Below are 19,666 nucleotides of genomic sequence, written 5' to 3'. Positions count from 1 at the left end.
ATTATAGCATTTTCCTAGCACAGGCAAAAAAGAACCCGCCAAAGATGACGGGTTCTTAATGCATTATTTAGCTTTCATTTAAGACTTCTTGCCAAAGCTGAGGCCCTTCTTGCGGCCTGCCCACTTAGGCCATGGGAAGCCTTCGTAGGTCAGCTTGGTTGCAGCTGACAGGTTGATCGGCATCAAGAAGACCAAGATAGCCAGACCGATGTCGACCCCGATGGCCACTTCGATCAAGGTTGGTACGCCTGATGGAATCAAGGCTGCAAAGGTACCACCCAGTATGATAGCGGCTGAGATGACAACCGTCCCGATAACCGTACATGCCTCCAAGATTCTTGCACTAGGCAAGGCGTGTGGATCGCTGTCGCGGTAACGCATCATGACAAAGATGCTGTAGTCGACTCCGAGGGCAATCACCATGATGAAGGTGAAGAACGGAACGTTCCAAGCCATGGCGCTCCGGCCCATCACTCCGGTGACAATCCAACGGGTGATTGACAGAGAACTGATGTAGGCCAAAAGCAGAGTCCCCAGGATGTAGATCGGCTGAAGCAGACTCCGGGTGACGAAGATCAAGGCAATGCCGATACCGATCAGCATGATAGCCATAGTTCTGGTAAAGTCACCGCTGGCCGTGTTCTTGGTGTCTTCAATGGTTGAGCTTTGCCCGCCCATTTCGACATCAGCCTTGCCCAGGTCGGTCCCCTTCAGGGACTTGCGGGCCATAGCGCTCAAAGCTTGTGAGTGCTCTGCGGCACTTTCAGAACTTGGGTTGCTGTCCAGGATGATGATGATCATGGCACTCTTCTTGTCCGGGCTGAGGAAGACCTTGAGGGACTTCTGCAGGTCGGCGTTGTGCTTTAAGACGTAGCTTGGCACGTAGAAGGTGTCGGAAGCCTTGGACTTGCGCAGGCCGTTCAAGTATGAGCCGGCGGAAACCAGACCATTGTTGACGGCAGTCAAGCCGCTGGTGATGGCTGGCGTCTTGGTAGCGAGCTTGCTTGCGCCGCTGGAGAGTTGGCTGGTACCGGACTGCAGCTTGTCAGCACCTTCAGCCAGTTGGCTGGAGCCGTTGACGCCTTGAGCCAGACCGTTTTGCAGTTGGCCAGCACCGGATTTAAGTGAGCTTGCACCGCTGGTCAAACGGCTCGCGCCGTTAGCCAGTTGAGCCGCGCCGCTGACGCCGCTGGCCAAACCGTTAGCCAGTTGGCCGGCACCGGAATTGACCTGGCCAGCGCCGGAGTTGACTTGGCTTGCACCATTTGCAACAGAGGATGCACCAGAGTTGACTTGGTTAGCCCCGCTGACCAAAGTGCCAGTGCCGGAGTAAAGGCTTGCGGCACCAGTGTTCAGCTTGCCGGCACCAGTGTAAAGGCTGGAAGCGCCGGAGTTAACTTGTCCGGCACCGGTGTACAGACTTGAAGCACCGGTGTTGACTTGGCTGATCCCGTTGTAAAGGGATGCGGCACCACTGTTTAACTTAGTAGCGCCTTGTGACAAAGCCAAGGCCCCTGCCATACCCTTGCTCAAACCGCTGTAAATTGAGTTTGAACCAGTGTAAAGCTTGTGGGCACCAGTTGCAAGGGCATCAACTGCTGACTGCATCTGGCTGATCTTGCTTAAACCAGACTTAAGGCTGCTAATCCCGCTGGCTGCTTGGGTGCTCAAAGTGCTTGAGCCAGAAGCAAGCTGAGAAACAGCCGCTTGCAGTTGCTGAACTTCAGCGCTCAAGTCGGCCGTTGAAGCAGTAGAACTGCTGCTACTCAAACTGCCGGCGGCTGATTGAATGCTAGATGAAGCACTCTTCATGTTGGTTGCAGCAGAACCAGCAGTAGTCAAGCCGCTGCTTGCAGTACCCAACCCGCTCTTAGTAGAACTAAGCCCAGAAGACAGGGACTGGAGTTCCTTTTGCAGTTCTGCCTTCAAAGTTGGGTCTGAAACTTTGCTGATTGAGCTTGCCAGGCTGCCAGCAGCTGAGCTGGCAGTTCCCAGACCATTACCGGCAGTGGTCAAACCGCTCTTGGCGTTGGTTAAACCAGATTCAAGTGATGAAACTTGCCCTTGCAGGCTTTGCAGGCCGCTGACCAGGCTAGAGATCTTTGAAGTGTCGATGTTTGGCACGCTGATTTGGCTGACCTTGCTGTTCAAGCTTTGCAAGCCGTTGTTCAGGTCGGTCAAACCAGATGACAATTGGTCAAGCTGGTCAGCGTTCAAGGAGCTGGCATTCTCTGACAGCTGGCTCTTCAACTGGTCAAGACCGGCAACCAAAGTGTTCATATTGGCCGTCAAGTCCTTGGCGCCATTGGTCAAGGTTTGAGTGCCTGTGTAAAGGCTATTTGCACCAGTCACAAGAGAGCTGGTGCCGTTCTTCAAGCTAGTGCTGCCAGTCAAAAGCTGGGCAGTACCGTTCTTCAAAGTACCAGCGCCAGTGTAAAGACTGGCAGTACCGTTCTTCAAAGTACCTACACCAGTGTAAAGGCTGGCGGTACCGTTCTTCAAAGTGCCGGCACCGTTTCTCAAGGTTTGAGCACCAGTTGCCAGAGAACCGGTCCCGTTAGCCAGAGTCTTTGACCCACTGGCCAGGGAGCTGGTCCCGCTCTTCAGCTTCTGAGTACCAGCAGACAGGGTGTTGGCACCGCTAGACAACTTTCTAGTGCCGGAGTAAAGGGCATCTGCCCCAACTGACAGGGTCTTGGTCCCGTTAAAGAGGGTACCTGCCCCATCGTAGAGGGCGATTGAACCGTTGTAAAGCTTAACCGTCCCCGTGTACAGGTCCTTAGCCCCGTCACTCAAAGTGCCGGTGCCTTCGTCGAGCTGGTCGGCCCCGTTAGCCAGTTTCTTGGCCCCGCTGGTGACCTGCTCGCTGCCCTTAGTCAATTTGCCGACACCCTTTTCCAATTTGGCGGTCCCGTCGGTAACTGACTTCAGCTGCTTCTTAACGTAGAGCAGCTTAATCTTTTCGTTGTATGGCTCAGTCGCGGACATAACCTTGTCCACGCCTTCAGAATTGCGCAATTTCCGCGTCAATTCGTCGATCAGCTTCAAGTCCTTCTCATTGTCGAGCTTGTGGTCACTCTTGATGTAAAGGTATGACGGCATAGCCATCCCCTTAGAGAAGTGCTTTTGCACCAGGTTCAGCCCCTGCTTAGAAGGAACTGAATCTGAAATTTCCGCCGTGTCGTCGTAGTTCAAAACGTTGGAGTAAGTAACGAAGAACGGAGCAACGACAACTGCTACTGCTGCCAAGAAGACAACTGGCCGCTTCAAAGTAGCACTGGAAATCCCGTGCCACATCTTGCTTGGGTTTTCCCCGGCAAATTCCTTGCTTGGCCAGAACATCTTCTTGCCCAAAGTGGCCATGAAGAATGGGTTCAAAGTCAGCAAAACAACCAGCAGAACCAGAACGCCGACGGCAACGCCGGAAGCGGACCGGTAAACGGAGAAGTTAGCTAAGCCCAAAGCGGAGAAACCAATCAGGATTGAGGAGCCGGAGTAAAGAATAGTCCGGCCGGCCTTCTTGATCGAGTCCTTCGTGGCCTCAGCCACCCCCAGGCCATTGCCCAGGTCCTCCTTAAAGTGGTTGTATAGCAGGATGTTGTAGTCGGTCCCGATCCCGAACAAGACGATCACCATGAAGACTTGGGTGAAGTTGGAGAACGGGAAGTTGATTTGGTTGACCAGGTTGGTCACGATTGAGAAGGAAACCAGGAAGGAAATCCCAACCGTCAAAAGTGACACAAGCGGGACAACCGGTGACCGGAAGACGATGATCAACACGATGAAGATGAAGACCACCGTGATCAGTTCCGTCTTCTTGATCCCTTCTTGGATCGAGCTGGTAAAGTCATTGTTGAGGACGTCTGCCCCAGTAACGTAGGTTCTTACCCCACTGGTCTTGACGGCCTTGTTGATCTCGTCGTAAACCTGGGAGATGGTCCCATGGCTCTTGGAGATGTTCATCTGCATTACCCAAGTCGTTCCGTCTTTAGACTTGAGCAGCTTCTTGGTCGCGATGTTATCCTGCGGCGCCAAGTAATCCTTGATGCCGTATTTCTTCTTGTTGCTGGTCAAGCGGTCGATCGAGGCTTCAATGTTGCCTTGGTCGGTCTCGGTCAGCTTACCGGATTTCTTGTTGAAAACAACCGCGACTTCGTAAGTATTCTTTTTCTTACTGCCCCATTCATTCTTGATTAGTTTGGCTGCTTCGCTTTCCACGCTGCTTGGCAAAGAGATCTCGCTGTGAGCTCTTGTCAGTGAGTCAACGTTTGGCAGGGCAACCAAAGAAATCACCAGAATGAGCACCCAGGCGATCAAAGCGCCAAGGTGGTTCTTCAGTAACTTCTTCAACGTCCTTTTTCCTTTCTTTGTCTTTTACAATCAGTCTACTAAGCTAGGCATTTGACTGCTGGGTGCTGGGCGAAACCAGCCGCCAGACCATTTCGTGATAGTTCTCTTCTGCTTCTTGCGGGCTTTCCGGAAAATCCCGGCTTCCCTGGCCCTTGGCAAACCTGTCTAAAAAGACATAGCCCAGGACCGCGCCAACCAAGGCGTGCTGGGAAACCACGTGTCCCGTGTCCACCTGCAGCTGCTCACCCAAGTCCAGGATCTTGACTACTTCCTGCACCAGGTCTGAATCATCTGAAAATTCATCCATATGGTAAAGCAGGGTCGCCAGGGCCTGGTCTTCCAAAAGGCGGTCGCGGACCACGTCAGCAAACTTAAACAATGCTTCGTGGCCTGACAAACCAACAAGCTGCTTGAGCAGGTCCTGGTAGAGCAGGCGGATCCGGCTGGCCGCGACCAGCGACAGAAGTTGAGAACGGTTCTTCACGTAATGATAGAGCGACTGGCTGCGAACGCCCAGAGCCTTGGCAAGATTTGGCATGGTCGTCTCGCTTAAGCCCCGGCTTTCGATCATTTCCGTGGCTTTGGCGATGACCTTGCCTAAGTCCAAAGTCCTTTTTTGAGTCATACTTTCTACCATTTCCTTTCAACTGTAGCAATTATATAACTACTAACTGAAGATTTCAATCTACAGATTGTAAATTAATTCTTTTTTTCTGTTGAAAGCGATTCCTAAAAGCGCTATCATATATTCAGATAGGAGATGAAAACTAAAAATGAAAATCTGGTGGTTCGCAAACTTTTACTGGTTCAGTTTACTGATTTATCTAAATGTTTTCATGTTCAATTTTCATTACGCTGACGGCAGCAGCATCAATCCTTTCGTGGTGACCTTCCTGCTTCTGGCTATCTGCATTATGATCGGGGAATTCCAATTTGCCTGGTACATGTGGCTGGCCAAGAAAACTTATAAACCACGTAAACGCAAGAAAGCACAAAACGACTCTACTGTCTGGCTGTAGAGTCGTTTTTCATTTCTTCTGTTCTATTTATTCGTTCTATCTTTACTTTTCCATGACTTTCTTGACAGCTTGTCCTAAAGCAGCAAAGTCATCAGTCTTGCTGGACCAGGCGCTGACCACGTAATTGTGGCCGTTATTGCTGATCAAGGCGACCTCTAAATTGCCATCAGCATACTGGTAGACAGTCCCCTTAGCCTTGCTGGCCAGCTTGGTCTTCCCTGTCATAGCAGTCAAAACCTGCTGATTGTAGCTGCCGACCAGCTTCCCCTGGTAAATGGAAACCATGATCTTGGCCAGATCACTGGCTGTCGTCTTGCCGACCACGGACTTGGAGAAGGTTCCAGTCACTTTGGTCTGGCTGGCCCCCAGCTGTTTCAACACCTTATTGACCTGCTTAGTTCCGATCGTCCGCAAAAGCGCGTTAGCCGCGGTCTTGTTGCCCTTCAGCATCTGCTCGCGCAAGTAGCTTGGCCCGTAGCTGATCCCGACCGCGATCGCCGTACTTGTCCCAGCCTTGTCAGCCTTAGTAACCTTGATAGCCGTGCTGGCCCCGATCTTGCCGGACTTTTCCTGGGCATAAAGGGCGATCAAGAGATAGAGGTAAAAAATCTTCTGGGAATCCTGGCTGCTCTTGGTGTTGGCCACTTCCGCAAAATGGCTGCTCTTGCTTAAGTCATATGCCGCCACCTGGTAGCTGACGTCCTGGCCCATGGCCTTCTTGATTGCCTTGACCAGCTGCTTGTCGCTGCCCTTGCTGCTCTTGACCTGGTTGTCATATTCAATGGAATTGACATTAGGTTCCTTGTCAGTAGAAGAAACCGTCTTTTTGACGTTGCCGGACTTCTTTACCTGCACCACCGTAACCTTCCGCATTTCAGCATCCTTGTTGGTACTGGTGTAGACGACAAAAGCCAGCAGGGAGGCGATCAAAGCCCCGACTACAATATTGTTCTTCATGTAACTCCTTAGTATCTCTTAACTTTTTCCTTTAAAAAAGATGGTGCTTGCGCATGAGGAAGATCAGCCAGACCATCAAAAGGACGGTGATCAAGATAATGATCACCCAGTCATAGTTGGCCCCCAAAACCGGCAACTTCACGTTCATCCCGTAAAAACCGGTCAGAATAGTCGGGATGGTCAAAACGATGGACCAAACCGTTAGGAACTGCATGGTGTCGTTCAGGTTGTTGTTCATCATGTTATTGGAAGTCGATGACAAAGTCTTGGTCACCTGCCGGGAAATCTGCACCATTTCTGAAGACTGGCTGGATTCGATCAAGACGTCGTCCAGTCTTTCCTTGGCCGCTTTGGAAAAAGTCAGCCGGGAGTGCTGTAGGCTGTGCAGCATCATCTGGTCAGTCTGAATCGAGCTGGACAGGTAGACCAGACTCTTTTCAATATTGGACAGTTCCACCAGGTCCTTGTTGTCGATGTCATCGCTCAGCTTGACGTCCAAGTCGTTGCGCTCAGCATCCAGCTGGGTGATGGCCCGCTGGAAGTACTGGGAAGCATACATCAAAAAAGTTGCCAGCAGCTCCGTCACGTCTTGGGCGTGGGACAGCCGGCGCAAAACCTGGGGATCGTTGAACTCGTCAAAGACATAGCTGGTCTCGATCGTATGGAAAGAAAAAAGGTTCTTGTCCTGCAGCAAAAAAGTGATTGGCCGGGAAGTGAAGTGCTTGCTGGTCGTCGTTGGCCAGACTGGCACGTCATAAACCAGCAGGTGGGTGTCGGTATACTGGTCGTAGTCGTAGTGGGGCCGTTCATGCCGGTCGGAAACGTAGGAAATGATTTCCGGGGTGAAATAAAACTCCGTCTGCAGGCGCCGGCTGTCAGCTTCATTCAAGCCATTGACGTCGTACCAGTTAAAGTCAGTTTCAATTGGAAAAATTTGTTGCTTAATCATGGCTGTCCCCACCTTCATTTTACTCATTATTCATGTTACCATTTTTTTAAAATGAAGTTGTTTAAAGTAGGTAAAATAATGATGCAAATCACAGAAAAATATCTTCCGTTCGGAAATTGGCAAACTTACTGCCGGATCGTGGGCGAGGCGACTGACCGCGCCCCGCTCCTGCTTCTCCACGGCGGGCCCGGCAGCAGTCACAACTATTTTGAAGTCCTCGACCAAGTTGCTGAAAAAAGTGGTCGGCAAGTCATCATGTATGACCAATTGGGCTGCGGCAATTCCAGCATCCCCGACGACCAGGCAGAGACGGCCTACACGGCCCAGACCTGGGTCAAGGAGCTGGAAAATGTCAGAAAGCAGCTGGGCCTTGACGAGATCCACCTCCTAGGGCAAAGCTGGGGCGGGATGCTGGCTTTGATCTACCTGTGCGACTATCAGCCTAAAGGGGTCAAAAGCCTGATCCTTTCCTCTACTTTAGCCTCCGCCAAGCTCTGGAGCCAGGAATTGCACCGCTTGATCAAGTACCTGCCAGAAAACGAGCAGGCCGCTATCAAGGAAGCTGAAGCAAGTGGCAACTATGACTCCCCGGCCTACCAGGCGGCCAATGCCCACTTCATGGATCAGCACGCCATCAAGCTTACGCCGGACATGCCGGAGCCAGTTTTGCGCAAAAAAAAGGGCGGCAGCCTGGCCTACTTGACCGGCTGGGGCCCTAATGAATATACGCCGATTGGCAACCTGCACGGCTATGAGTACACTGACCGCTTAAAGGACCTGCACTTGCCGGTCTTGATTACCAGCGGCACTGACGATCTGTGCACGCCATTGGTGGCTAAAAGCATGTACGACCACTTGCCGAACGCCCGCTGGGAGCTCTTTGCCGGCTGCGGCCACATGCCTTTTGTCCAGGAAAATGCCAAGTACCAAAAGCTCCTGTCTGACTGGTTAATCAGCCAGGACTAGACGAGAGGCTTTTTTAACAAAAAATCTGTCTGACGGTCATCGCCAAGAACGAAGACATGCTCGCTGAACCGGGTCAAACCGCGGCTGGCATAGAAGTTCTTGGCGTTTTCGTTGTGTTCCCAAACGCCCAGCCAGAGGACGGACTTGCCCCATTCTTTTCCTTTTTCTTCCGCGAACTCAAAGAGCTGCTTGCCCAGGCCCCGGTGCTGGAAGGATTTGCGCAGGTAGATCCGCTCAACTTCCAAGCCATCTGGGTCGACATCTTCGTTTTGGGCGTCGGCAACGTCCAGCTTTAAGTAGCCGGCAACTTCCCCGTCCACCTTCAAGAAGTAGAAGAAGCTGCCTGGAGTTGCCATTTCTCCCCTAAGCTTTTCTTCATTATAGTTTTCAGCCAAAAACTTGGCCATGTCTTCGGCGCTGTTGTACTCGCCAAAAGTGTCGGCGAAAGTCTCCCGGCTGATGGCCACCAAGGCCGGCAGATCTTTTTCAGCGACCTGGTCAATCTTTACTTCCGTCATCGCTGCTTCCTTCTCTTTTCTACTTTATTAATTAAGGCCGGTCAAGACCCAGGTCCTGAGCAGCATCCCTGCTCTTTCCCAGTCTTCTTCCCGGTAGTCGTGGCCGGCGCCCCGCATCTGCAAAAGTTCGCCCTGCTTCATTTGCTTGGCCATCAATTCCAGGCTAGCCAAAGGAGCTTGGTCGTCTTCGCTGCCGGCAACAATATAGCTGCGGCCCTGGTAGCCCTTGATCTTGTCCCAGTCCTTGATAACTGGTGACATAAGGAAGATTCCCCGGACTGAGCGGCCGATTTCACTGGCGGCCACCGCGGCAGCATCCCCAGCTTCCCCATAGCCGGCGAAAACGATGTACTCACTGGCTACCCGGTCGTCGTTTCTGAGTTCGTCAAAGGCCAGGTGGTAGCCGCTAATGGCGCTGGCTGAATCTTCTGCTTCAAAAGTGAAGGTCAAGATGCCGGCGTCATTTAAGTAGCGGCTGAGCCAATAGGCCTGGTCCTTATCGCCGATCTTGGCCAAAATTACCAAGGGGGTCAGCCCTTCAATTGGGTTGACTGCTTCGCCCCAAGTTCCTTTTAACTTGCCCTTGGCGCTGATTAAGGTCATCTCTTTTTCCATAAAAAACTCCTTACGATTTCTTACTTTACATTAAAAACTTACAACATTTCTATTGTACTATTTTTGGCAAGAAATTAGGGCCGGTACTTGTAAATCGAGTTGTTGAGATTGTCCTTGACCAGCTGGTCGAAGAGCTCTTTGCCCTTGGCCGTGATTTTATCAGCAATTGCATTATTGGCTTCCGTCAAAAAGTCTACCAGGTCTGCTTGGCTTAACTTTTCAGCTTCTCTGTCAGTTTCATCAACATGCTGGATGGCCAGGCTCTGGCAGTCAGCCTGGAAGGCCCGGAGCTTTCTCTGCCAAGTCTGCTGCTTGCCTTCAAGCAAGGCCTGGATGCACTTGTAGAGCCAGTAGGCGCTATTGGTCGGGTCAGCCTGGCTAGTCTTGATCTGGTAATTGGCTGGCGTGTCCTTGATATTAGTATAGAAAGGCACCCATGGCGCTGCGGCATAAAGGCCGAAGCAGAGCCACTGGATGGCCTTGTAGCCTTCTGGCCGGTCGCTTCTGATCTGCATGATGGAGCATTCCTGCGACACCGTGACGGAAATTGGCCGGTAGGCGTTCTTGACCGGGCTTTCTTCCTTAGTTAAGTAGTCATATTCCGTGTTTTCGTAGTGGCTGCTCAGGTAGAACTGCACGTCTTCGATGGCAATCTTCTTAGCCGGCACCCGGCAAAATGGCATGTCCAAGTCGTCGATAGATTGATCCACTTCCGGGTTAAAGAGCTTTTGCCCATACCACATCCGGGGCGTGTTGTAGCGCAGGTCGTCTTGGTCTCTTGGTGAAAAAATCTCCCGGAAATTGAAGCTGCCAGTCTTCGACGGATTCAAGTGGTGGTCCTTGACGAACTGGCGGAGGTTAGTGGAATACATGTAGTTGGCCGGGTCGTCAAAGTCGATTTCCCCGATGATCATCATGTTCGGGGCCACGACATAGCTGTCGTCTGGCACCCGGCGGGCAACCCACTGGTGGCCGGCCCCGGTTTCCATGTACCAGATTTCATTTTCATCGCCAAAAGCAATCCCGTTGCTTTCACTGGACCCGTATTGTTCAACCAAGCGGCCCAGGCGCTCAACCCCTTCTCTGGCCGTCTTGATGAAAGGCAGGACCAAATAAAGCATGGAGTCTTCCCCAATCCCGTTTTTGACAAAAGGATCATGGCCTAAGACCCGGCGGTTGCTGGCTTCGCTTTCCGTTGAGCTCATGGCCACGTTATAGCTGTTGATCCCCTGCTCGTCAAAACGGCCGTAGTCTTCTACAGCGTCGCGGACAGCGGTGAAGCCGCAGCCTTCCCCCTTTAAAGGAATTTCAACGCCGGTTCCTTTGGAAACAAAAACTTCATCATAATTTTTAGCTGGATAGTAGACAAAGCGCTTTTCGTTAAAGCCCTGGTCGTAGTCTTCATCTCTGGCCACGATCACTGACCCGTCAAGGCTGGCCTTCTTGCCCACCAGCATGGTCGTACAATTGTCGCGCATTTTTCTTCCTTCTTTCTATTCGCTGACCTGCATGCTACGGTCGATTTTAGCCCGGCCGGTTTCGTAGTCAAACTGGTAGCCTGGCTGCACATTATAGATATAAACGTTGAAATCCAGTGTCCCGTCGGTTGAAACTGCCTGCAGGTTGATCCCCCGGGCCATGAGTTCCCTGCCTTTAAAAATTGGCGTTGCCTGGTAGATAACCTTTTTCCCGCTTCTTAAAGCTGACCGGACCTTGCTTTCAAAAATCGTCTGGATCTTCTGGTTGGAGAAGGCCGACTGGGTAAAGAGGTTCTTGGGGTTGTTCTGGTCACCGGACTGGTTCTTGGGGTTGTAGTTGCCGTCCTGGTCAATGCCAGCGGAAACTGAGTAGGCAATGAGGTGCCCCCGGTTGTAGATCTGGGTCCCGTTTTGCCGGTTGGAGTGCCAGCCAGTTGGCTGAACGTACTGCCTTACTCTTAAGGAGTCGTTGGCCACGTTCCGCTTTTCCAAAAAGGCGGTGTTGGAGCTGGAGGTCCGGTTCTGGCTGTCCAGGTTGGAGTAGATGACCCGGTTGACCTTCCAGGCGCTTTTCACCAAGGTGGAGTGGTTATTGTTAACATAGCGCCAGCCCTTGCCGCCGGACTTAAAAGTCTCATTGGCTAGCTTTTGGTAGTCACTCTTGGCTAATCCCCCGTAGACGGTTTTAGCCGTTTGGGCAGAAGTTGCCGTACTTGATGAAGTGCTAGTGCTGTTTGAACTGGTCAGGTTTTCCTGGCCGCCCTTGGTGTAGACGCCCCAAATGATTGCCGCCGCGGCGACTAAAACCGACAGCAGGCTGGTATTTTGGCGCTTCTTGCGCCTGCGTTTTTTTGCCATTTCTTTTCCTCGCTTTTTAGACTAAATCTATTTTAGATGATTTCAACCGTAAACCAAAAGATTTAACCTATAATTGATAGAAAAAGAGCAAACAGCAAATATAAAAGAAAGGAAAAAATCATGGAAGAATTCAACTTAAATGATGGAAACAAGATTCCAAAGATCGGCTTTGGCACATACAAGATCAAAGGCTACCAAGGGGCCCAGGCCATCAGCCAGGCGATTGAAAATGGCTACCGGCTTCTGGACTCAGCCGCCCGCTATGAAAATGAAGGAGCTCTAGGCAAGGCGATCAGAAACAGCTCAGTTGCCAGAAGCCAGCTTTTTGTAACCTCAAAACTGCCGGGAGCCCACCACGAATACACAGCCGCGATCAACGAACTGGAAGAGGGCCTCTTAAGAAGCGGCTTGGACTACTTTGACCTCTACCTAATCCACTGGCCGAATCCTTTGGAAGATCATTATGTAGAAGCCTGGCAGGCCTTGATTGACGCGCAAAAATTTGGCTTGGTCCGGTCGATCGGGGTGTCGAATTTTGAACCGGGGCATATCGACCGCTTGATCAAGGAAACGGGGGTTACGCCGGCCGTCAACCAGGTGGAGCTGCATCCCTACTGGTCCAGCCGCGCCGTCCGTGCTTATGACGATGAGCATGGGATCGTTACGGAAGCCTGGAGTCCGCTCATGCGGGCCGGGGAAGTTTTCCAGGAAGATTTGATTAAAAAGCTGGCCGCCAAGTACGGCAAGAGTCCGGCTCAAGTAATTTTGCGCTGGGAAATCCAACTGGGGGTAGTGCCGATTCCAAAGGCTTCATCCAGCCAGCACCAGTTGAGCAACCTGGACATTTTTGACTTCAGTTTAACTGAGGAAGAAGTAACAGCCTTGACGGATTTGGACAAGGCAGATGGCCGCCGGCCCGACCGCGACCCTAACCAGCACCAGGAATTTTAAGAAGTGGAAATAAGCAGTGGCACTGGTCAACTGCTTATTTTGTTTTTCAACATCTGCAAGAATTCGATGCTATCTCACTTTTCCCTGCTTTGATAAGCAAAATTTGTGCTCTGATTTTTAAGATAATTAATTTTCCGCCCTTTCAGACCTTATAAAGTAACTCAGCTCTTGCACGATATAGTTATATCGCTAGAAATTCATGACTAAGCGTCTATATGCTTGCTCACATAATCGCCCATCTTGCGCGGGAACTTTTTTATAATATCTACGTGCATTTATGACAAACAACTAATCTTCGCTATTTATGTGCTCTTTCTGTAAAGAAATCGTTATCATATGATTGATGAATCGATTTATCAAAATTCGTTTACTGAAAAGTGGAGGTCGAATCATGAAGAAGCGCGATAAACCACATATCGTTCACCCATTTACTTTTGTCGGTAATTTTCAAGGTGACTTCAAGGCAAGTTACATTCATCAGATTACCAGTTGGAAGTGATCTACCATGACAAAAACAGAAAAAATTTTTTCAACAATCATTAAAGCAGTCAACTGCTTGATCTTCCTAGTCGAAGCAGTTCTAATCTGGCTCATGGGAGCAGAGCAGGTCACATTTCAAACTAATCTGAAAGAGCTTGAGATCGGCTGGTCATTCATCTTGATTTCAGTCGCACTCGTATTGGCAGCTGTACTTATTTGGACAAGCAAGTTCTCAATCCTCTTCTGGATCACTGAAATTGTCCTAGTTGCCGGATTCATTGCCTTGACTTCTTTACGGGTGATGAATACTGGTACAGCTTTTGACATACTCGGACCTGCAGCAATTCTCGCCATCATGCGCTATGGCAAATTCGCTAAGCCATACGTAGGACCGATTACAGTTGTCATTCTCAACTTAGTTTACATTTATCTTTCAACCATTCCTTACGACTGGTACGTCAATTACTGGTTTACGAAGTAAAACTCCAATCATCCGACAACAGCAAAACTGAGCTCACATCAATATGAGCTCAGTTTTTTCTATATTCAGCTAAAAATTTTCCTGCTACTTCTCATTCTCTTGTAGCAAGGCAAAAAGGGCGCCATAGAGGTTGGTATCGTTTCTGAACTTGGCCGCCACGATTTCCGGAGGAATTACCTGCTGGCGCAGCATTGGGTTGTCATTAAGGATTTCCCCGAACTGCCGGCGGATTTCCTCAATTAGGATTCCCTGGGCGCTGATCCCGCCGCCGATAACAACCTTTTTCCCATTGATCACGGTCTGCAGGTTCAAAATCATCACCGCTACATCCAAGCAGTATTGGCGGAAGATCTTGCCTGCCTCTTCATTGCCGGACTTGATGGCGGCAAAAGCCACCAAGCCATCATTGACGTCTTCATTGCCCAGCTCCTGGTTGACCTTTTCCACCATGCCAACGGCTGAACAGGCAAAGCCGGCGTAGGCATCCATGGTCTTGAGCCCGGCACCTTGGTTCGTGATCATCCAGCTGAGTTCCCCGGCCTGGAAGCTGCTCCCGTGCAAAAGCTTGCCGCTAACGACGATCCCGCCGCCAACGCCGGTGCCCAGAGTCAACACAGCCCCGGTGTCAACTCCCTTGAGTTCACCTAACCATTGTTCACACAAAGCCGCCGCCTTGCCATCGTTTTCCGCGCTGACTGGAACCCCGTATCTGGCCCCCAAGGTCTCTTCCAGGTTCAAGCCATCTAAAAAAGGCAAGGCCCCGCCAAAGTGAATGATCTTCTTTTCCGTGTCGATCTTCCCTGGCGCGCAGACCGCGATCCCGGCAAACTTGCCCTTATACTGGTCGCCGACTTCATACAGAGCCGCCACAAAGTCGTCCAAGTTGTCCGCGCTTGCCCGCTTGCCTTTTTCCAGCAGCTTTCCTTCGCCATCCATCAAGGCATACTTCACGTTGGTTCCGCCAATGTCAAAAACTAAGTATTGCGTCATTTTTTACCCTCACCTCTAAAAATGCATCTTTAACTATCATTATAAGCGCTTTCTGTAATCAGCACTATGCCAAAAATTGACCAAAAAAAGGCCAGCCTTGAGCTGGTCTTAGAGCAATACTTATCAACTATCTAAAAAATGCTTGATTAGTGGTGGGAAGCACCGCTAGTTGCTTCTGGTTCAGCTGGCTTCTCTTCTTCCTTGGCAGCTTCTGCTTTGGTTGAAGGACCAGTCTTAGCGTCTGGGTCAGAGTTGCGGCGGTAAGTTGCGCCAGTTGAAGCATCTGGGTCAACAACCAGCTTCTGGCCAGTTGATTCGCAGAAGTACTTCACGAATGGGTAGATGTCTTGTACCCATTCATAGATACCCATGTAGTTGCCTTCTTCGTCTTCCACTCTCTTGTAGTAGTGCAAAACGAGTTCAGTCAAGTTACCAGTTGGCACTGGCATCCATACTGAGTCATGGCCGCCTTCTTTGGTCCGCAGGGCGTGAACAACCTTCTTGGCAGTTGGGATAACGTCACGGATGTCTGGGTGAACCGCGCCCATAGTGTCGCCGACTTGAGCTGGCACACGGCCGGCCTTCATCTTGTAGTTAGGGTCTTGCGGACGGTTGTACCACAGGAACTGGTTGTTGTCGTCCACATAAGTCATTTCCCCAAAAGTGTTCCGCAACATCCAGTTGATTTGGTTAACGGTCAAAAGACCGGCGTCCAGCTTAACGTAGTCGTCGCCTTCAGCCGCGTTAACCTTGGCAGCTGCCTTGTCCAGCCATTCCGGGTCGTTCTTGTCCAAACCGTCAACAGTGTAGCGGCTGTGGCCAGTTGCTTCAAAGTCTTCCTTCAAGTATTCTTCAGGCTTCATGTCCTGCAGCCATTTTGGTTCTGCCATAATTCAGTCTCCTTCAGTCTTGCAACAAAAATTTTTCTTTAACTTTTACTTACTTGCTTTACACTCTCAATTGTATCCTGTAAGCACTTACCTTGCAAGAGCAATATATCATATTTCTTATATGCACAAAAATAAATATTTCGCTTTTACTAAATCAGAAAGATCTTTAACATATATTTTGCTATATAAAAACAAGCAAAATAAAAAGCCAGCTTAAGCTGGCTTTACTTTGTCCAAAACTATAATCTGGTCGAACATGGCCTTTTCCACGTCCGAAATCTTGTGGGCGACTTCGATCACCGCTACCTTCGGGTTGCCCAGCAGGGTCTCATGGATTTCCAAAGACAGGCGGGGGTCCAAAGCACTGGTGGCTTCGTCAGCCAGCAGGATCGGCCGGCCGGACAAGAGGGCCCGGGCAATTTCCACCCGCTGGATCTGCCCGCCGGAGAGATTGTTGCCGTTCTCCCCAACTGGGTAATCCAGGCCATTTTCCTGGATCAAGTCATCCAGGCCAGCTTCATGGCAGGCCATGAGCAGCTGTTCTTCATCCACATCCCGGCCCAAAGTCACGTTGAAGCGGAGGGTGTCGTCAAACATGAAAGGCTTCTGGTTGACGTAGGAGTAGAAGTTGTGGGCCTTGTACCAGTCCCCCGTCACGTCCTCGCTGTTGATCAAGATTTCACCATGGCTTGGCTTGTAGATGCCCAGCATGAGGCGCAGAAGGGTAGTCTTGCCCCAGCCGGACGGAGCCATAAGGAGGATCTTTTCTCCCGGCTTGACCTTGATGTTCACGTGTTCAAAAATCTGCCGCTTGCTGTGCTTGGTCACGTAGGCCACGTCCCGGATCTCCATGCCGTCAAAGTGGTCAACCGGGTAGCTGTCGTCTTTTTGCACGTAGTTGAGGGCCCGCTGGGTTCTCTGCCACATCGGCACGGTCGACTTGACCTGGTTGAATTCGTTAAACAAGGTAACGACCGGACTGATGAAGTTGATGGCTAAGTCAACCATCATGACCAGAGTCCCAACTGCCAAGCGGCCTCGCATCATCATGATCCCGCCGATCGTGCAGGGAATGATGAAGCAGAAAAGTTCAGCTGCTGAATAGATCAATTCCAAGGCCCAGGCCTGGGTCAAGGTCATGTTTCGAAGAGCCGTTTCCATGTCCCCAGCAGCTCCCACTGCCCGCTTGACGATATTAGTGCGGACGTTGTAGAGCCGGGCTGACTGGGCCCCGTTCAAGCTGTCTGACACATACTGGGTGTAGACGGCGTTCTTCTGGGTCCAGATCCGGGACTTCTTGGTGATGATCTTGCTGGTAATCATCTGCACGCCGGCCGGAGCCAGAGTCGCCACGATAAAGACCAAGGTCATTTCCCAGGAATTGTAAAAAGCAAAAGCCAAAGAACCCACGAAGGTCAAGCTTTGATAAATGATATCCAGCTGGGCCGTGACCCGGTTGGTTTCAATCTGCTTTAAGTCGTTGGTCATGAAACTCAGCCCGTCTTTAGTGTCCAGGCTGTTTTGATCGATCAAGTAACGCAAATTGGCTTCTTTTAAAGTCATGTTCACGCTTCTGATAATGTTCATTTTGGTCGTTTCATAGACGAAATTGCTGGCCATGAACAAAAGCTGGCCCCCGGCCGTTAAGGCGGCGAAGCCGATCAGGCGCTGGTAGTCGCCTTTGCCGGAAGAGGCAATGTTCAGCATGATCTTGAGCATGTAGGCCACGAACAAAACATTGCAGGCCTTGATGGCAGCCAGGAAGGTGAATAGGGCGACCTGGCCTTTCCGTGCGTATTTGAGACTCATTGGATAATCCCTCTCTTTCATAAACATTATAGCAATCTTTCCTGTTTTTGCCGCCAGCATTGATATAATTAAGATAATCCTAAGAAAGTAAAATCTTGCTAAAGTCTGATTCCTGGCAAATTGCGGTAATTTTTTGAAAAAGACAAAACTAGAAAAGAGAAGACACAAAAATGAAATTAGTTGAACTGCACACCAAAGCCGACCAATTATCTGGCAGCTACTATCTGGGCTACCTGGTCTACCAAAGTGCTGACGCGGCCGCCCTCATCAGCCTGGACGACGACGCTAATGCCGGCGGGGTCTTAGTCATCAACAATCAGGACATCCTGGCCAGCGTCGACGAATCCCCCAGCCTGGCCTACTGCCAGCGCCTTATCGATGAAGGCAAGTCGACCGACCCCTTCTCCCTCATGCCCCTCAACCAGGAGCTTTTAAAAACGCCATTGACCAGTCTTGGCGCGGCCAGCGAAGACGCCATGGAGAAGGCCCTGGTCGTCAATATCACTTTGACCAGCGGGGTCGTCTACACCGGCATTATTGTCCGCACTAGCCCTAAAGAAGTCCAGCTCAAGCAGATCGGCGACGACTATGAACTGGACCCTCTCCGCTTGATCGTGCCCCTGGCCGACATCTCCAGCCTGGAATTAAACGCCCCTTTAAACAAGCTCTGGAAAAAGTACCAGCCGGTCAAGGACCAGTTTGCCGGCAAGAATCCCTACGGCCTGGTTGAACTTTACCTGGACTGGCTGGATGACGCCCGCTTTGGCAGCTGCATCTTGGGCCGGGTTATTGACCAAAGTGACCAGTATCTCCTTTTTGAAAGCTTGAACGACTACGGGCAACTGGAATCCATCTGCTTGATCAACAGAGAAGACGTGGTGCATGAGACAGTCAATTCCGCCGCCATCGACTTCTCCAGCTTCCTGGTGGCCTATAACCAGCAAATGGAAATTTTTGACCCAGGCCACTTGAGCAAACTGGCTCAGTCCTTAGACCATGTCCCGACCGCCCGGGAAGTGATTGAAAAAGCCGGCAAGCAATTGGTCAGCGTTGACGACTACGAATTAGCCGGGGAAAACCTGGGCTACGTAACAGCGGTAGATGAAGAAGGCTTCACCATTGAGGATCCGGAAAGCGGGCAGGAAGTCAGCCACCTTTTTGAAAATGTCTGCTCTTTGGATTTAGCCAGCACCGAGCTGGAAAAAATGCGGGAATTCCTGGCTGCCCAAAACCAGTAGGCAAATAAGTAATATAATAGATAAAAGCATATACTGAACTAGAGTAGTTATAGTTAGGAGATTTTTTCAATGAAACAAGGAACGACGATTTTGACTTTGGACAACGGCTACCACCTTTGGACCAACACCCAAGGGACAGGCGACATCCACCTGCTCTGCCTGCACGGGGGCCCGGGCGGCAACCACGAATACTGGGAAGACACGGCTGAACAATTAAAGAAGCAGGGCTTGAATGTCCAGGTCCACATGTATGACCAGCTGGGCTCTTTGTATTCTGACCAGCCAGACTACAGCGACCCGAAGATCGCGGACAAGTACTTGACTTACGAATACTTCCTGGACGAAGTTGAAGAAGTCCGGCAAAAGCTGGGCATCGACAACTTCTACTTGATCGGGCAAAGCTGGGGCGGCCTTTTGGTCCAGGAATATGCCGTTAAGTACGGTGACCACTTGAAGGGGGCCATCATCTCCTCCATGGTTGACGACATTGACGAATACGTGGCCGCGGTCAACCGCCGCCGGCAAGAAGTCCTCCCGCAGACCGAAATCGACTTCATGCACGAATGCGAAGCCAAAAACGACTATGCCAACCAGCGCTACCAAGATGACGTGCAGATTTTGAACATCAACTTCGTTGACCGCAAGCAGCCTTCCAAGCTCTACCACCTGGGCGATTTGGGCGGCACGGCTGTCTACAACGCCTTCCAGGGCGACAACGAATTCGTCATCACCGGCAAGCTGAAGGACTGGCACTTCAGAAGCCAGCTGCCAAAGATCAAGGTGCCAACCCTGCTGACTTTTGGCGAAGTGGAAACCATGCCCCTGGAAACGGCCAGAACCATGCAGAAGCTGATTCCTAACTCCCGCCTGGTGACTACTCCTAATGGCGGTCACCACCACATGGTCGACAACCCGGATGTCTACTACAAGCACCTGGCTGACTTCATCAAGGAAGTTGAAGCTGGCACTTTCCAAGGCGAATAAGCAGCGATTTGTAAAGTCCCCTAAGGGGGCTTTTTTTGTAAAAGAAATCTTAACCTTTGGTAAAAGATACAAGTTGGAAAAGGCTTCTGCCTTTAGCTTTTAGCCATTTTCAAGTAAAATAGGCTAAGACTAA

Annotated in this window: 17 protein-coding genes; 6 read left to right on the top strand and 11 right to left on the bottom strand. The window is 50.8% G+C overall.

The genetic code is table 11. The features are described from left to right. Positions 1-78: 78 nt before the first annotated feature. Entirely contained in the window at positions 79-4,350 is a 4,272-nt protein-coding gene (locus ACYVUV_RS01250) for an MMPL family transporter (RefSeq protein ID WP_439776366.1), read from the bottom strand. 43 nt (positions 4,351-4,393) lie between these two features. Next, positions 4,394-4,975 (bottom strand): TetR/AcrR family transcriptional regulator, encoded by a 582-nt coding sequence (locus ACYVUV_RS01245; protein WP_439776367.1) that lies wholly within the window; start codon positions 4,973-4,975, stop codon positions 4,394-4,396. A gap of 148 nt (positions 4,976-5,123) precedes the next feature. On the opposite strand from ACYVUV_RS01245, the gene ACYVUV_RS01240 reads away from it, so the two are divergent. Beyond that, positions 5,124-5,369, top strand: a complete 246-nt coding sequence (locus ACYVUV_RS01240) for a hypothetical protein (RefSeq protein WP_439776368.1) — start codon at positions 5,124-5,126, stop codon at positions 5,367-5,369. 42 nt (positions 5,370-5,411) lie between these two features. Here the strand turns inward: ACYVUV_RS01240 and ACYVUV_RS01235 are convergent, their stop codons facing one another. Together ACYVUV_RS01235 and ACYVUV_RS01230 are read right to left on the bottom strand one after the other, a co-directional pair. Beyond that, a complete protein-coding gene (locus ACYVUV_RS01235; protein WP_439776369.1) occupies positions 5,412-6,326 on the bottom strand; it encodes a serine hydrolase in 915 nt (304 codons plus the stop codon). Positions 6,327-6,357: 31 nt separating this feature from the next. Beyond that, positions 6,358-7,275, bottom strand: a complete 918-nt coding sequence (locus tag ACYVUV_RS01230; protein WP_439776370.1) for a magnesium transporter CorA family protein — start codon at positions 7,273-7,275, stop codon at positions 6,358-6,360. 78 nt (positions 7,276-7,353) lie between these two features. On the opposite strand from ACYVUV_RS01230, the gene pepI reads away from it, so the two are divergent. Then, positions 7,354-8,241, top strand: coding sequence for a proline iminopeptidase (gene pepI, locus ACYVUV_RS01225; RefSeq protein ID WP_439776371.1), 888 nt, complete (start codon positions 7,354-7,356; stop codon positions 8,239-8,241). Here the strand turns inward: pepI and ACYVUV_RS01220 are convergent. From ACYVUV_RS01220 to ACYVUV_RS01205, 4 genes are all read right to left on the bottom strand, one after another. Beyond that, positions 8,238-8,759 (bottom strand): GNAT family N-acetyltransferase, encoded by a 522-nt coding sequence (locus ACYVUV_RS01220; RefSeq protein ID WP_439776372.1) that lies wholly within the window; start codon positions 8,757-8,759, stop codon positions 8,238-8,240. The genes pepI and ACYVUV_RS01220 overlap by 4 nt on opposite strands. Positions 8,760-8,786: 27 nt before the next feature. After that, positions 8,787-9,374 (bottom strand): alpha/beta fold hydrolase, encoded by a 588-nt coding sequence (locus tag ACYVUV_RS01215; protein WP_439776373.1) that lies wholly within the window; start codon positions 9,372-9,374, stop codon positions 8,787-8,789. Positions 9,375-9,448: 74 nt separating this feature from the next. Then, the gene (locus ACYVUV_RS01210; RefSeq protein ID WP_439776374.1) at positions 9,449-10,852 is read right to left on the bottom strand and encodes a C69 family dipeptidase; all 1,404 of its coding nucleotides are present in this window, start codon (positions 10,850-10,852) and stop codon (positions 9,449-9,451) included. 15 nt (positions 10,853-10,867) lie between these two features. After that, on the bottom strand, positions 10,868-11,710 hold the full coding sequence (locus ACYVUV_RS01205) for a DNA/RNA non-specific endonuclease (protein WP_439776375.1): 843 nt from the start codon (positions 11,708-11,710) through the stop codon (positions 10,868-10,870). Between the two features lie 120 nt (positions 11,711-11,830). Here ACYVUV_RS01205 and ACYVUV_RS01200 point away from each other — a divergent pair, with 120 nt between their 5' ends. Next, positions 11,831-12,661 carry an aldo/keto reductase gene (locus ACYVUV_RS01200; RefSeq protein ID WP_439776376.1) on the top strand — a complete coding sequence of 277 codons (831 nt, stop codon included), beginning with the start codon at positions 11,831-11,833 and terminating at the stop codon, positions 12,659-12,661. 505 nt (positions 12,662-13,166) lie between these two features. After that, entirely contained in the window at positions 13,167-13,622 is a 456-nt protein-coding gene (locus ACYVUV_RS01195; RefSeq protein ID WP_439776377.1) for a hypothetical protein, read from the top strand. 84 nt (positions 13,623-13,706) lie between these two features. Here ACYVUV_RS01195 and ACYVUV_RS01190 read toward each other — a convergent pair whose 3' ends face one another. From ACYVUV_RS01190 to ACYVUV_RS01180, 3 genes are all read right to left on the bottom strand, one after another. Next, on the bottom strand, positions 13,707-14,612 hold the full coding sequence (locus tag ACYVUV_RS01190; RefSeq protein ID WP_439776378.1) for an ROK family protein: 906 nt from the start codon (positions 14,610-14,612) through the stop codon (positions 13,707-13,709). Between the two features lie 146 nt (positions 14,613-14,758). Next, complete coding sequence (locus tag ACYVUV_RS01185) at positions 14,759-15,502, bottom strand: PAS domain-containing protein (RefSeq protein WP_439776379.1); 744 nt, start codon at positions 15,500-15,502, stop codon at positions 14,759-14,761. Between the two features lie 213 nt (positions 15,503-15,715). Then, a complete protein-coding gene (locus tag ACYVUV_RS01180; RefSeq protein WP_439776380.1) occupies positions 15,716-17,311 on the bottom strand; it encodes an ABC transporter ATP-binding protein in 1,596 nt (531 codons plus the stop codon). Between the two features lie 170 nt (positions 17,312-17,481). Between ACYVUV_RS01180 and ACYVUV_RS01175 the strand changes: the two genes are divergently transcribed. Together ACYVUV_RS01175 and ACYVUV_RS01170 are read left to right on the top strand one after the other, a co-directional pair. Then, the gene (locus ACYVUV_RS01175; protein WP_439776381.1) at positions 17,482-18,549 is read left to right on the top strand and encodes a hypothetical protein; all 1,068 of its coding nucleotides are present in this window, start codon (positions 17,482-17,484) and stop codon (positions 18,547-18,549) included. Between the two features lie 69 nt (positions 18,550-18,618). Beyond that, positions 18,619-19,533, top strand: a complete 915-nt coding sequence (locus ACYVUV_RS01170) for a proline-specific peptidase family protein (RefSeq protein WP_439776382.1) — start codon at positions 18,619-18,621, stop codon at positions 19,531-19,533. The last annotated feature ends 133 nt before the right edge of the window (positions 19,534-19,666 follow it).

It is taken from the genome of Lactobacillus sp. WILCCON 0149 (assembly GCF_057197965.1).
Note: the sequence above shows the minus strand (reverse complement) of the source record. Positions and strands in the feature narration are given on the sequence as shown.